General features: G+C 61.8%; 10 protein-coding genes. 7 read left to right on the top strand and 3 right to left on the bottom strand.

Translation table 11 applies throughout. From position 1 onward, the window contains the following. Window positions 1-112: 112 nt before the first annotated feature. The 7 genes from VM99_10615 (at window position 113) to VM99_10585 (ending at window position 9230) form a co-directional block, all read left to right on the top strand. Window positions 113-634, top strand: coding sequence for an adenosylcobinamide kinase (locus VM99_10615; protein ID AKJ98485.1), 522 nt, complete (start codon window positions 113-115; stop codon window positions 632-634). Next, complete coding sequence (locus tag VM99_10610) at window positions 631-1686, top strand: nicotinate-nucleotide--dimethylbenzimidazole phosphoribosyltransferase (protein ID AKJ98484.1); 1056 nt, start codon at window positions 631-633, stop codon at window positions 1684-1686. The genes VM99_10615 and VM99_10610 overlap by 4 nt, the downstream gene beginning before the upstream one ends. Beyond that, window positions 1683-2258 carry an alpha-ribazole phosphatase gene (locus tag VM99_10605; GenBank protein ID AKJ98483.1) on the top strand — a complete coding sequence of 192 codons (576 nt, stop codon included), beginning with the start codon at window positions 1683-1685 and terminating at the stop codon, window positions 2256-2258. The genes VM99_10610 and VM99_10605 overlap by 4 nt, the downstream gene beginning before the upstream one ends. A 4-nt stretch (window positions 2259-2262) precedes the next feature. Beyond that, window positions 2263-2994 (top strand): cobalamin synthase, encoded by a 732-nt coding sequence (locus VM99_10600; protein ID AKJ98482.1) that lies wholly within the window; start codon window positions 2263-2265, stop codon window positions 2992-2994. A 141-nt stretch (window positions 2995-3135) separates the two neighbouring features. After that, complete coding sequence (locus VM99_10595) at window positions 3136-5211, top strand: hypothetical protein (protein AKJ98481.1); 2076 nt, start codon at window positions 3136-3138, stop codon at window positions 5209-5211. A 243-nt stretch (window positions 5212-5454) separates the two neighbouring features. Further along, on the top strand, window positions 5455-7668 hold the full coding sequence (locus tag VM99_10590; protein ID AKJ98480.1) for a membrane protein: 2214 nt from the start codon (window positions 5455-5457) through the stop codon (window positions 7666-7668). A 101-nt stretch (window positions 7669-7769) separates the two neighbouring features. Continuing rightward, on the top strand, window positions 7770-9230 hold the full coding sequence (locus VM99_10585; GenBank protein ID AKJ98479.1) for a hypothetical protein: 1461 nt from the start codon (window positions 7770-7772) through the stop codon (window positions 9228-9230). 55 nt (window positions 9231-9285) lie between these two features. Here the strand turns inward: VM99_10585 and VM99_10580 are convergent, their stop codons facing one another. The 3 genes from VM99_10580 to VM99_10570 form a co-directional block, all read right to left on the bottom strand. Next, window positions 9286-10341 (bottom strand): hypothetical protein, encoded by a 1056-nt coding sequence (locus tag VM99_10580; protein AKK01730.1) that lies wholly within the window; start codon window positions 10339-10341, stop codon window positions 9286-9288. A gap of 97 nt (window positions 10342-10438) precedes the next feature. Beyond that, window positions 10439-12952 (bottom strand): ferrous iron transporter B, encoded by a 2514-nt coding sequence (locus tag VM99_10575; protein AKJ98478.1) that lies wholly within the window; start codon window positions 12950-12952, stop codon window positions 10439-10441. Window positions 12953-12978: 26 nt separating this feature from the next. Further along, window positions 12979-13725, bottom strand: coding sequence for a pilus assembly protein (locus tag VM99_10570; protein ID AKJ98477.1), 747 nt, complete (start codon window positions 13723-13725; stop codon window positions 12979-12981). Window positions 13726-13776 lie beyond the last annotated feature (51 nt).

Here is a 13776-nt window from a genome sequence, read left to right as displayed (position 1 = left end):
ATCGCGAGCAAGCTCGCTCCCACAATGGGACGGTGTTCACAATCTCCTGTGGGAGCGAGCTTGCTCGCGATGAGGCCAGCCGCCACGGCGCCAATTTTGAAGGTAATGCACCATGCTCCAACTGATCCTGGGCGGCGCCCGCTCCGGCAAAAGCCGCCTGGCAGAAAAACTCGCCACCGACAGCCAATTGCCCGTGACCTACATCGCCACCAGCCAACCCCTGGACGGCGAGATGAACGCTCGCGTCGCCCAGCACCGTGCCCGGCGCCCGGCCGAATGGGCGCTGGTGGAGGAACCGCTGGCCCTGGCCCGAGTGCTGCGAGAACACGCCGCGCCTGGTCGCTGCCTGCTGGTGGACTGCCTGACCCTGTGGCTGACCAACCTGCTGATGCTCGACGACCCGCAGACCTTGAATGCCGAGCGCGAAGCCTTGCTCGATGGCGTGGCCGCGCTGCCCGGTGAAATCATTTTTGTCAGCAACGAAACCGGCATGGGTGTCGTGCCGCTGGGCGAGCTGACTCGCCGTTACGTCGATGAAGCCGGTTGGCTGCATCAAGCCCTGGCCGAACGTTGTCAGCGCGTCGTGCTGACCGTCGCCGGCCTGCCCCTGACTCTCAAAGGTAGTGCGTTATGAATCACCGCTGGTGGCTGGACCCGTGCAAGCCCCTCGACACCCAGGCCCTGGAACAGGCCGCGGCCCGTCAGCAACAATTGACCAAGCCGGCCGGCTCCCTCGGGCAACTGGAGACGGTCGCGGTGCAGCTGGCGGGGCTGCAAGGGCAGGTCAAGCCGAGGCTGGAGGCCGTGTCGATTGCGATTTTCGCCGGTGACCATGGCGTGGTGGCCGAAGGTGTGTCGGCGTTTCCCCAGGAAGTCACCGGGCAGATGCTGCTCAACTTCGTCAGCGGCGGGGCGGCGATCAGCGTCCTGGCGCGGCAGTTGGGAGCCACGCTGGAGGTGGTGGACCTGGGCACGGTGACGCCGGCGCTGGACCTGCCCGGTGTGCGCCATCTGCGCGTCGGGCCTGGCACGGCGAACTTCGCCCTGGGCCCGGCCATGACCGTGGCCCAGGGTGAGCAGGCATTGCAGGCCGGACGCGACAGTGTGTTGCGGGCTGTCGCCGCCGGCAGCCAGTTGTTCATCGGCGGCGAGATGGGCATCGGCAACACCACGGCCGCCAGCGCCTTGGCCTGCGCCTTGCTCGATTGCCCGGTGGCGCATCTGGTCGGGCCCGGCACCGGATTGGACGCAGCCGGTGTCAATCGCAAGGCCCAGGTGATCGAACGTGCCCTGGCGTTGCACGCGGCCCAGCGCCACGACCCGTTGCAGACGTTGTTCAACCTCGGCGGGTTTGAAATCGCCGCGTTGGTCGGGGCTTACCTGGCCTGCGCCCAGCAGGGTGTCGCGGCGCTGGTGGACGGCTTCATTTGCAGCGTCGCCGCGTTGCTGGCGGTGCGCCTGAACCCTGAGTGCCGGTCATGGCTGCTGTTCAGCCATCGCGGCGCCGAGCCCGGCCATCGCCATGTGCTGGAAACCCTCGGCGCCGAACCGCTGCTCGACCTCGGCCTGCGCCTGGGCGAGGGCAGTGGCGCGGCGCTGGCGGTGCCGTTGTTGCGCCTGGCCTGTGACCTGCACGGGCAGATGGCGACGTTTGCCGAAGCGGCCGTGGCGGACCGCCCGGCATGATCTTGCACCTGGACCTGCTGCGCCATGGCGAAACCGAGTTGGGTGGCGGCTTGCGCGGCAGCCTCGACGATGCCCTGACCGCCAAGGGCTGGGCGCAGATGCACGCGGCGGTCGAAACGGGCGGCCCGTGGGATCGGCTGGTGAGTTCGCCACTGCAACGTTGCGCCCGTTTCGCCGAGCAGCTCGGTGCCCGCCTCGGCGTGCCGGTGCAGGTGGACAAGGACCTGCAGGAACTGCATTTTGGCGCCTGGGAAGGGCGCAGCGCGGCGGCGTTGATGGACACCGATGCCGACGCCCTGGGCCGATTCTGGGCCGACCCCTATGGCTTCACGCCCCCCGACGGTGAGCCGGTGCTGGCGTTTTCCAGTCGTGTCCTGGCGGCCATCGAACGCTTGCACTGCGCCTATGCCGGACAGCGGGTCCTGCTGGTCAGCCACGGTGGCGTGATGCGCTTGCTGCTGGCCCAGGCCCGGGGCCTGCCGCGCGAACAACTGCTCAATGTCGAGGTCGGCCACGGCGCGTTGTTCGCCCTGCGGGTGACGTCCGGCCCGACCTTGACGGAAGAGGCCTGAGCCGATGCTGCCGTTCTGGATCGCCCTGCAATTTCTCAGCAGTCTGCCAGTGCGCTTGCCGGGCATGCCCGAGCCCGAACAACTGGGCCGCTCATTGCTGTTCTATCCGTTGGTAGGGTTGTTGTTCGGCGGCCTGCTCTGGTTGCTCGATGCGCTGCTGGGTGGGTCGCCGCCACTGCTTCACGCCGCATTGCTGTTGAGCGCCTGGGTCCTGCTCAGCGGCGGCCTGCACCTCGACGGCCTGGCCGACAGCGCCGATGCCTGGCTCGGCGGCTTCGGCGACCGTGAACGCACCTTGCTCATCATGAAAGACCCACGCAGCGGACCGATCGCCGTCATCACGCTGGTGCTGGTACTGCTGCTCAAATTCACCGCGCTGCTGGCGCTGATCGAGCAAGGCCAGTCCCTGGCGCTGCTCATCGTCCCGGTATTGGGGCGCGGCGCGTTGCTCGCTTTGTTTCTGACCACGCCTTACGTGCGCGCCGGTGGGTTGGGGCAGGCATTGGCCGATCATCTCCCACGGCGCGCCGGTTGGCAGGTGTTGCTAGGCGCTGCGCTGGGCTGCGTGTGGCTGGCGGGATGGTTGGGTGTACTGGCCCTGCTGGTGGCCGCGGCAGCGTTCATCGGCGTGCGCCGGATGATGGTCAACCGGCTGGGGGGCTGCACCGGGGATACGGCGGGGGCGTTGTTGGAGTTGCTGGAGGTGGCGGTGTTAGTGGGGGTGGTATTGGGTTGAACCGGGCTGGGTGACCTGTCAACTCTGACAGTATCGCCTCGTTGAGAACCGGTGCTTAATTCGCTCAAGGCCTTAGCTGCCACGCAGAGCGATGGGAAGGGTTGTGTCGTGTCCGGTGTTATCGGTCTGCCAGGAATTTGGATGGCCATTGGCGTCTCAATGGCTGAACGTCGTCAATGGGAGAGCGATAGCATGGCAAATGCAGGTAATAAACGGGCGCGACGTGATGCAAACAGCGCTTATCTCAGGGAGCGCACCGAGCACCAGGCGGGGTTGGGCGAGCATTCCATAATCATTGATCATCCCATAATGGACATCAGTACGGGTCTGCTCAACGGCCCCAGTCTGAGTAACGGGTTGAGAGTGAAAATTCCTGAGTGGTCTACCCTTCCACCTCCGGAAACCCCGGAGACAATCAAGGTAATGTTCGATCGCACTGGCGCCGGTCGTTTCGAGGTCGTGGCAGAACACGAATTCGTCATACCCGCGGGCGGTACCGAGTTTCCGGAAACCTTCCCCTACCCAATGCTCATCCCGATCGAGGATCTTCCACTAAACTCCCCCTGCCGCGTGAGATATGACCATTACACCTATAACGGAACCGAACCAGACCCATCCCCTACAACCCCACTCTTTTGCGACCGAGTGCCACCTTACGACCGTGCTCCGCCGCAAGCATTGACCTTCGCAACCACCTACCTCGATGACGACAACCTGTCCCCGGGCAGCAAGCTGAAGGCCACGATCCCTGGTTATGCCGATTGGCAAGCGACTGATCGAATCGCCGTTTATCTGGTGGACGCTGCCCACATTCCTGACGAACCCACCGGGCTTACCCCGATTTTCTTGGAAAATGTCCCCGCCCCAGGCATCACGGACACCGAGATAGAAATCGATGGCGACCTCGTGCGTGAGTTTGGCGATGCCGAATGCGTGTTCATCTACGTTTTGATCGACAAGGCGACCAATACCAGCGTGCTGTCGCTTTGGCAGAAAATAAGCCTCACTTTCGGACCGCTACCGGCCAACCTGCAAGCACCGGAGGTCCCCCAAGCGGATCCGGGGCCGTTGGTGGTCGAGCATGCGTTGTCGGGGGTGAGTGTCTGGATCCCCCTGTATGACAATCACAAGAACTATGACTTCATTCGATTGAAGTGGGGGGGGACGACGCTGGAGGACGTTTCCGTTGGACCTAACCCGCCGGCCAGGATCGAGATTCCGGTGGAGCCGAAACTCCTCATGCTTCAGGAATACGGCCAGAACACCACGGGCGACAAGGAGACCAATATCAGTTATCACGTCGTGCGTAAAAGTCGGCTGTTCGGACCTGAAGACATCGATATCGACGTCAACTTCCAGGTACCGATCCCCTGGATCCCCTGGCCGCCTATCGACTGGCCGGATCCGGTGCATCCAAGCCTGTTGCTAGGTGTGGTCAAGAATATGGATGGCAGCCGGACCAACGAGTTGACGCGGGCCGACAAGAACAACCTGGCAAGATTCACCTTTATCTGGTACGCCGAGGCGGTCAACGGCCATGTCATCGATTTCTTCTGGAATGGCGCGCGTGTCGTTGAAGCCCAGTTAACCTTCGATGATTCGATTCATACGCCGGGCACTGAGCAAACCGTCGATATCCCCTGGACCTACATCAAGGACGGTGGCAATGGCCTCGAGGTGCCGGTGCACTATCAATTGAGCGCGGCAGGCATCGAGAACGATCTGGAATCCACTCCAACCCTGGTCAACGTCAATGCCATTGCGGTTGAACTGCCGCCTGCGAGTTTTCCCACCATCTCTAACCTTTATCCAGGCTGCTCGGCGCTTGATGACGATGGCGCGCTCCAGGTCGCGATCCCTGACCTCACCGGATTGCTCAAGGATGGCGACGAAATCGAGTTCGTCTTCACCCCCATGAGAGGGGAGTTTCTGACCGACCCGGAGGACCCGATCACCGGTGCGATATTCACGCGAAACTACACACTGGGCGATGCCGGTACACCGCTTACCGGCTTCATTCGGCGAGTAGAACCGTATGTGACGCACATCCTGCCGCTTTATGACGAGAACGCAGCAACGAATCGCAGGGGGCGGGTGAAAGTCCAGTATTCCCACCATGACGGCACGGAAAAAATTGAATCGGAGCCGCTGACCATCATCACGGCTTTCCACATGCCGAACACGCCGTGCGAAATCCCAAGGCCACCGAAGCCTTGACTTTCAAGCGGTACCCGGGCGTTTGTTCGCCCGGGTCTGCACGCTGATGCGGACGCATGGCAGGGGCGCTACATTGATATTTCATACGGATGTAATGAGAAAAGTCTCACGAATGCAGGGATAAATCCTACATATATCCGGGAAGCGAGTGCTTAGGATTGCCGCCTTTTGATCGTCCGGGTCCAGGCAGTAAAACGCCAGGCTTGACGGTTGCCAGACAGCTTGTTCATCCAGGAGTTATCCATGCCCGTCAGCCACGCATTCTCTATCACGCCACTTGCGCGTTTCCTCAAGCTCGTGACCCTCGCGCCGTTATTGCTGCTCAGCCCGACCGGCCTGGCGCAGACGCTCATCGAAAACGGTGCGTCCAAGACCCTCGATGCCAACACGGCGCCTGACGATTACCTGGTGGAGACCGAAAGCAAGCTGACGGCCAATGGCGCCACGACTTACCAGATCAGTGCATCCGGCGGGTCGACGATCAATCTGAGCGATACCCAGGTTACCGCTCAAGGCAATGCCCACGGCGTCGAATTGGCGGGCAGCGAAGCGAACATCGCCAACGGCAGTAAAGTCGTCAGCAGCAACGTCGGGCTGCGTCTGGCAACAGCAGCCACTGGTGGATCTACCGCGGTGGTCAGCGACAGCGAGATCATCGGTGGGCGAGTGGGGGCCCTCGTCAGCGCCCGCAGCCAATTGATTCTCGAGGCCGGTTCCATCGTGACTGGCAGCAACGCCAATGGCTCCGGCGTGCAAAGTTTCGGCGGCAGGATTTCCGCCACCGACAGCGCCATCGTGGGGGGGCGCAACGGAGTGTACCTGTTCGCTGACCTGAACCTGTCCGCCGACAACGCTTTGATCCTGAACAACTCCCACGTCGAAGGCCTGGCCGGCTCGGCGATCCTCGTCGACGGCCAGACCCAGACCAACAACGAACGGGTGAATATCGAAGTCAACAACGGCTCGACCCTGGTGGGCGGCAACGGCAAGCTGGTGGAAGTGGTCAATGGCTCTTCGGCGAACTTCAAGGCCGATAACAGTCAGTTGATCGGTGACATCATCGTGGAGCAAGGCAGCAGCGCTGATGTGGTTTTCGACAATTTTGCGACGCTCACCGGTCGCCTGGAAAACGTCCAGAGCCTGGCGGTCAACAACGAAGCCCGCTGGATCATGGTCGGCGATGGCGAAGTGGAAAAGCTCTCCATGAACGGTGGCGGCATCCAGTTCGGCAACCCTGGGGAGTTCTTCAAACTGACCGTGGGCGAGCTGTCGGGCAACGGCACGTTCTTTATGCATACCAACTTTGCCACGGGCCAGGTCGATACGCTGACCGTGACCGGAACAGCCACCGGCAACCATCTGGTGGCACTGGACAGCAGTGGTTCGGAGCCGGGCACGGCCGCTTCCATTCCGGTGGTTCACATCGGCGGTGGCGATGCCCAGTTTTCCTTGTACGGTGGCGAAGTGGACCTGGGTGCCTACTCCTACAACCTGATCAAGCAAGGTGACAACGACTGGTACCTGAACACTGCTTCGAAAATCATCAGCCCCGGCACCCAATCGGTGATCGCACTGTTCAATGCCGCTCCCACGGTCTGGTACGGCGAGCTTTCCACCTTGCGCAGCCGCATGGGCGAAGTGCGCAGGGACCAGGGCAAGGCCGGTGGGTGGATTCGGACCTACGGCAACAAGTTCGATGTCAACGCCAGTTCCGGGGTGGCTTACAAACAAACCCAACAGGGCCTGTCGTTCGGTGCCGACGCACCGTTGCCGATGGGTGATGGCCAATGGTTGGTGGGGGTGTTGGGTGGCTACAGCAAATCTGACCTGGACTTGAATCGCGGGACGACGGGCGAAGTCGACAGTTACTACCTCGGTGCTTACACCACTTGGCTGGATGACGAGAGTGGTTACTACTTCGACGGCGTGCTCAAGTTCAACCGTTTCCAGAATGAATCCAAGGTCCAGCTCAGCGACGGCAAGAAGACCAAGGGCAACTATGACAGCCATGGCGTCGGTGCATCCCTGGAGTTTGGCCGCCACATCAAGTTGGCTGACGACTATTTCGTCGAACCCTATACGCAATTGTCGGGCGTGATCATCCAGGGCAAGGATTACGACCTGGACAACGGTTTGTCCGCCGAAGGCGACCGCACGCATTCGCTGTTGGGCAAAGTCGGCGCGACGGTCGGGCGTAACTTCAACCTGGGCGAAGGCAAAGTGGTGCAGCCTTATCTTCGTGCCGCCTACGCACACGAATTCGCCAAGAACAACGAAGTGAAGGTCAACGATAACGCGTTCAACAACGACCTCTCCGGTTCTCGTGGCGAACTGGGTGCGGGGGTGGCCATGACCTTGACCGACAAGGTGTCGGTCCACGCCGATTTCGATTACAGCAACGGCAATAAGATCGACCAACCATGGGGAGCCAACGTGGGCGTGCGTTATAGCTGGTAATTCGATGGGCTGACGCAGCACGACGCGTTCAAGGTTCCTGACACGATGCGAGGAGGACGGCGGTGGCCGTGGTCCTCGCGTTTTATTGAGGAGTCCTGTTCATGAGCGAGCCAGCAAACACAACATCTTCGAATGCTTCCCGAACATTGCCTGAGCCCAGCGTGGTGGAATTGCTCGACAACATCCCCGGCGGCCAACTCAATCTGCTGCCGGAAGCCGCCACCCACGACGACCTGAAAGTCTGGTTCGAACTCTGGGAATACTCTGATCCGGAGAAGGGTGAGGAATCGGTTGAGTTGTTTCTTGATGACATTTCGGTCGATCGCCGTACCTGGAATGCCCCGATCGAGGCCTCGGACCGTTATGTGACGGTGCCCGCCAGGCTGTTGCGCAACAACGATGGGCGGCGTCGGTTGCGTTACACGGCAAAGGTCTACAACGGCGAGCCCGATAACTCCCTGGAACTGGTGATCACGCTCGATACCCAGGCACCTGTCCTGGCGTTCAACGACTCGTTGTTGATCGATCCGGACCTCATCCAGAACGGCCTCTCCGAACAGTACCTCGACGAGCATAACGGGGTCGTCACCGTGACGGTCCCCTCATACCTGGACGAGCCGGCCCCTGGCGACAGGATCACCGCCAAGTGGTTGAACGAGAACAATGGTCACTACCAGGAGGTCACCAAGGACCTCGACCGGGATAATTACGAAGACCCCATTCACCTTGAGTTTCCCGAGGCGCTGATACGCGCCATGGGCGACGGCATGCGCTCGATTTCCTATCACGTGACCGACCGGGCGGGCAATCGATCCGTCGAGTCCACGGCAGTATCCATTCTGGTCTCGGTGGTGCGCGCGCCGCATTTCGTTCCACATCCGTGGATCACTCAGGCCGAAGGCAGCCCTGCCGAGTATGCGGACCTGGACCCGCAGAAAGCCGTTGCCGGTGCTACAGCGCAAATTCCTGACGATGCTGTTTACTACGACGATGATGTTGTCCACATGCAATTTGGCGAGCCGGGCACGGTGGGGGCGATCGCCATTCCCGTACCATGGGGGACCAAACAGGTGCGCGTGCCGGCGGCCAATATCGCCGCGGCGTTCAACAAGCAACTGCCGGTGTATTACGACGTGGTCCTGGCGGACACTTCGAAAAAACAATCCGGGACGTTGACGCTACGGGTTCTCTCATACCCGACCCACAGATTCCATGTGCCGCAGCTTGAGTCTCCCTTTACCGATCCCGTTTCCAAGGCAAGTATTCCTTCGGCGGGGTTGCCCGTTCACCAACGGGCGTGGGCCTTCATAAGCGAGGCCAGTCTGGTGACCGTCACGGTCACGGGCAGGAATGCCAATGCCCAGACTGTGAGCGAGGTCGTGCTCAATGAGCATCAGGTCTTGCCGGCACAAGTGTCTGCCGGCATTCATGTGAAGGTCTCGCAGAGGTTCATGTCGTCTCTTGTGGCGAATCAGAAATTCACCGTCGAGACCAAGGTCAGTTTTGATCAAGGTGCCAACTGGATCCGGTTCGATACATTGACCCCTACGCTGCTTGAGTGATCCGGGCGGCAGAAGCCTGTGCCCGGCCCAGGCCTTCTGTGTGGGGATAGGTGCGTTATTGGAAGGTGATCGTGAAGCTCAAGGCTCCTCGGGCAATGCCTGGCGCGACTTGCCCGATGTTGCCGGTCTGGTAGAAGTTCGCGCTGAAGTCGAGGCTTTTGTTGCGTCCGTCTTCAATCGCTCCAAAGGACACATCCGTGCCCAGGGGTACGGGTGTCACACCGTCGCCGCGTAATACCTGGATGGCCACGCCGCTGGCGGTCGAGCCGTTGCCCAGGCTGAACACGCCGTTGCTGCCGTTACCTTCAGGCAGCGAACCATCGGCGCCGTCCAGGCGAATGTGGGCATTGGCCTGGTTGGCCTGGGTCGGGTCCGCCTCGCAATTGGACAAGGTGATGGTGAATCGGCTTGGCGGCGTGGTGAAGCCTGGGTGGGTGAAGTCCGAGACCTGCCAGTCACCCAGCGGCACCGGGTTGACGCTCACCGGGTTGGCGCCCACCGCGCATTGGGCCTGCATGACCGTTGCGTTCAAGCTGTAGCCGAAGCCCTTTCCAATCGTGGAAAAATACCCGTCGAACATATGCCGGTTCACCACCTGGGGACCGGGCGCGATGGGGCCGGTCTTGATCAGGGTGACCTTGCTCCTGAGCCTGGACAGGTTGAACGGGACGATCAGGTTCTGGGCCAATCGCGCATCGAACGGCACCACCGGGCTGCCGATCGGTACGAACGCGTTACCTGACTGTCCATCGAACCCGGCGTCCAGCGTAATGCGTGCACCGATGCCCGGTACGTTGGTTGCCAGTACCTTGTCGCTGCTGCCCGCACCGCCCAACAGGCTACGGACCCGATGTTCCAGGGGCGCCACGTTCAAGGCATTGAAGTCCAGCGTTACGCTGCCGTCGTTGTTGCAAGTGATAGAGGGGCCGGGGCTGTTGCTGAAGACGAATTGGTCAATGACACCGATGACACTGCCGATACTTGCGTCACGGGGTACATAGACCGTGCCCAGGTTGGCTTGATAATTAATCGGGCCCGGTGCGGCGTCCCAGCGACACGTGTTGGCCTGGGCGGATTGAGTTAATTGGCAGCCAGCCAGTACGCCGATCATGGCGAACAAAGGTCCTGATGCTGATTTCATCAAATAGGTTTCCTGCGATTAATAACGGCGTCAGTTGCAGCGACGACAACCGCCTGGATGAAGTGCGTCATTGGCAGTCGGCTGATTGCAAGCGATAGCCCTGGGACAGCGTCATGTCCTGGGGAGCGATGGACAGGCGGCATTGCTGCCCGGGTTCGTCGCCCCAGGCCACGTCGAGCGCCTGCGGATGGCCGTCGGTGTTGAGCAGCGCCACGCCCCCCTGACCGACCACGGCGACGGTCTGGCCTCGCGCATCCTTGACCTGGGCACCGAACGGCAGCGGGCGCCCCTGGAAGGTTGCGGTGATGACCACGCGTTGGACGCTGCGGGCGGCGAACGAATGCTTGACCAGCGCCCCTCGTCGAGGCACGACCTGGGTCGTGCCATTGTCCAGCTCGATGTCCGGCCCCAGTTCGTCGGTGTCCAGTTCGATCTGGTTGACCCGGTAAGGGCGCAGATACGGCACCAGGGCATAACCGCGGGCATTGGTCCGCACCCCCGGTGAACTGACGATGCCGACATTCTTCACGCCGGGTACTTCAACCAGGCCGGCGGTTTCCCCCAGGTAGGGGCCGAACTCGACCCCGTCGCCATGCAACACCACGGCGCCGGCGGCGTTGACCGACAGGTTGCGGTAGGCGCTGCCGTAGTTCAGCCCCGCGCCGACATTACCGGTGGGCATCTGATAGCTCATCGACAGTTCGGCGGCTTGCTGGCGACCGTCCTCATTGACGACCCCGGCACGGTAACCAAGGCGGTTCTGATCCATGCTGCCGGTCACACTGGCGCGTTGGCTCAAGGTCTGGCTGGTTTTCTGCAGGTCCAGGTTGACGGAGCTGGTGTGGCCGATGTCCAGGGGGAAGGACACGCTCAAGCCCATTTGCCGATCGCTCGACTGTTGGCTGCTGCGCAACGATTGGCCGGCGTACAGGCTGTAGTTCACGCCTTGATGGCGGGTATTGAAGTTGAATTGAAACTGGCGAAGCTGATAGTCGCTGCGCCAGAAATCTTCCTGGGACAGTGTCAGGCCCAGGGAGCTTCGTTGGCCCAGGCCCTGGTAGAGTGAAGCCTCCAAGCGACTGCGCCGACTGCCTCGGAACGTTGAGTCCAGGCTGCGCTGGCGCACCGCTTCATCGAAATCGCGATAGCCTTCGGTGGAATAGCGGTAGCCGGCGAAGCGCAGACTGGTCCGCGAGTCGAAGGTCTTGCCGTACTTGATCGCATAACTCAAGCCTTGCACGGAGCCAATGTCCTGGGTATCGATGTCGGCGCTGGAGCGGGTCACGTCCAGCGCCAGGGCGCCCATCGCCCCCCAATCCCTGGCCGCCCCGAGATTGGCGGCCTGGTAGTACTCGCTCGCTTGAAGTCCGCCGTAGAGGGTCGCCCCCCAACCGATGCCGGTCGCCAGCGTGCCTTGCCAGAGCAAAGGGTCATCGATGTGTCCGGTGGCGTTGTAGCGACCGATGGCGGCGCTGTATTTCCAGACGTTCTCCCGCAGCAGGTTGCCCAGGGAGGCGTAAGGCTGAGTAAAGCGCCGGACCTGGCCGTCGGCCTCGGTGAGGATGATTTCCAGTTCACCGCTGCCGCCCCCGGTGTTCAGGTCGTCGATTTCGAACGGGCCGGCGCTGACATAGGTGGCATAGATCGGAAAACCGCCCTGGCGCACTTCCAGGCGCGCCCGGCTGAAGGCCACGCCGCGTACGACAGGCGAATAATTCTGCAGGACATCGGGCAGCATGCCCGAATCCGAGTTGAGCATCACACCCTTGAGCGCAACGCTCTTGAACACGTCGCCGCCGCTGAAGGCCTCACCCAGCGTCAGGTTCGCGTGCATGCCAGGCAAGTCGCGCTGAGCGTAGGTGTAGGCGCGTGTCCAGTGGCTGCCGCCTGCGCTGTCCTGGCGTGCGCTCTGGTTGGTACGCAGGCGCCATGCTCCCAGGTTGATGCCACCGTTGAGCAGCAGGTCCTGGCTGTCGTTATGCCCCGCGTAGCGGGTAGTGCCCTGTTGTGCCGAAACCTGATAGTTGAGAAACGCCGCGTTGATGCCGTAGTCCCAACGTTGCGGGTCGACATACCCGGCTGTTTTGCGGCGCATGGCGAGCTGCGGCACAGACAGGTCGAGCTGCAGGAGCGCTGCATCGAAATCGCTGCGGGCACCGGCAATCAGACGTGGCAAATCGATGCACGCGTGCTCGAGTAATTTCGCATCAGCGACACCTTCGACGTTCACGCCGAACTGATCGAGCAGGACGCGATTCAGGCAGGGCGAGAGGGCGGCTGAATCAGCCTCGATGAACTCGATGTCGTGCTCACCCATGAATTGCTGGTTAAGCCTGACCTGCACCCGATAGCGCCCCGGCAGCACGCCTTGTTCGTTGGCGATGGCCTGCAAGGCCAGTTGGCCGGCGTCAGCGGCTTGGTCAGGCCCCTGGCGCATGAAGCCCGACACAAATGCGGTGTGAGCCTGGGCCATCGCCTGCCCGGTGCCAATCAGCACACCGCTGCCACCGGCCAACAGGTAATGGGCCAGACGCAGGCGCGCGCGCACGCGTCGACCTTCGGAAGATCTGATCATGGTCATGTGTCCTGGCAATGCGAAGGCGGGCGTTAGCGGTCCTGCCCGAGGGGCATGGTCACGAGCGGTGTGATGCCGCCGTAGTCATTGATGGTGGTGAAGGACACCTGCGCCGCGGTGCCGGGCTTTAAGCCCCCCAAGGAATAAACCTCATGGCTGAACGGCGCGGCCATGGTGGGTTCCGTGATGGCTTTCGAGCGCCCACCGCCGCTGACTTCCAGGCGCTGGAAGGTGTAGTGGAAGGGGGTCGGATTGTGCAGCACCAGGCTGGGCTGGCCGTCTACCGAACGCAGGGACCACTGCAGATCCTTGAGGCGTTCGCTCGGGTTTTGCTTGAGCCCGGCAGGGCGGTAAAAGAACTTGATGCGCGTGCGGATGGCGACGTTGAGCACATTGGTCATGCCCGCTTCGGCTTGGGGGATTTCCTGGGCATTGAAGTAGAACAGGCTTTCGCGGTCATCGGGCAGCGTGTTGGGCAGGCCGTTGATCTGCACGTGCTGTTCCTTGCCGGGGCCAATGCTGAACAGCAGGGGCGACGTCAGGAACGGCACGACCGTGGTGGTATCGTCGGCGCGGGTGTTGACCCACGACTGCACTGCGAACACTTTGTCGCTGGGGTTGGCGACGGTCAGCGAGACGCTGCGTTTGTCGCTGTCGAAAATCACGCGGGTGGTGCTCAGTGTCAAGGAGGCGTGACTGGAAGAGGCATACGCCAGCGCGGTCAAGGCGCACAGGAGCACCGCCCGGGCAGCGCGGGTTTTCTTGAATGATGCAAACATGGTTGATCCCTGTCGATGCGGCGTTCATGGCACGGCGAACGATGCCCCGGG

Source organism: Pseudomonas chlororaphis (assembly GCA_001023535.1).
Lineage (GTDB): Bacteria > Pseudomonadota > Gammaproteobacteria > Pseudomonadales > Pseudomonadaceae > Aquipseudomonas > Aquipseudomonas chlororaphis_E.
The sequence above is the reverse complement of the archived record's forward strand: the minus strand, read 5'-3'. Positions and strand labels throughout refer to the sequence as shown.

Excerpts from the sequence above, each read along its gene's own strand:
- VM99_10615 (AKJ98485.1), top strand. The coding sequence starts at position 113 with ATGCTCCAACTGATCCTGGGCGGCGCCCGCTCCGGCAAAAGCCGCCTG.
- VM99_10610 (AKJ98484.1), top strand. The coding sequence starts at position 631 with ATGAATCACCGCTGGTGGCTGGACCCGTGCAAGCCCCTCGACACCCAG.
- VM99_10605 (AKJ98483.1), top strand. The coding sequence starts at position 1,683 with ATGATCTTGCACCTGGACCTGCTGCGCCATGGCGAAACCGAGTTGGGT.
- VM99_10600 (AKJ98482.1), top strand. The coding sequence starts at position 2,263 with ATGCTGCCGTTCTGGATCGCCCTGCAATTTCTCAGCAGTCTGCCAGTG.
- VM99_10595 (AKJ98481.1), top strand. The coding sequence starts at position 3,136 with ATGGCCATTGGCGTCTCAATGGCTGAACGTCGTCAATGGGAGAGCGAT.
- VM99_10590 (AKJ98480.1), top strand. The coding sequence starts at position 5,455 with ATGCCCGTCAGCCACGCATTCTCTATCACGCCACTTGCGCGTTTCCTC.
- VM99_10585 (AKJ98479.1), top strand. The coding sequence starts at position 7,770 with ATGAGCGAGCCAGCAAACACAACATCTTCGAATGCTTCCCGAACATTG.
- VM99_10580 (AKK01730.1), bottom strand. The coding sequence starts at position 10,341 with ATGATCGGCGTACTGGCTGGCTGCCAATTAACTCAATCCGCCCAGGCC.
- VM99_10575 (AKJ98478.1), bottom strand. The coding sequence starts at position 12,952 with ATGACCATGATCAGATCTTCCGAAGGTCGACGCGTGCGCGCGCGCCTG.
- VM99_10570 (AKJ98477.1), bottom strand. The coding sequence starts at position 13,725 with ATGTTTGCATCATTCAAGAAAACCCGCGCTGCCCGGGCGGTGCTCCTG.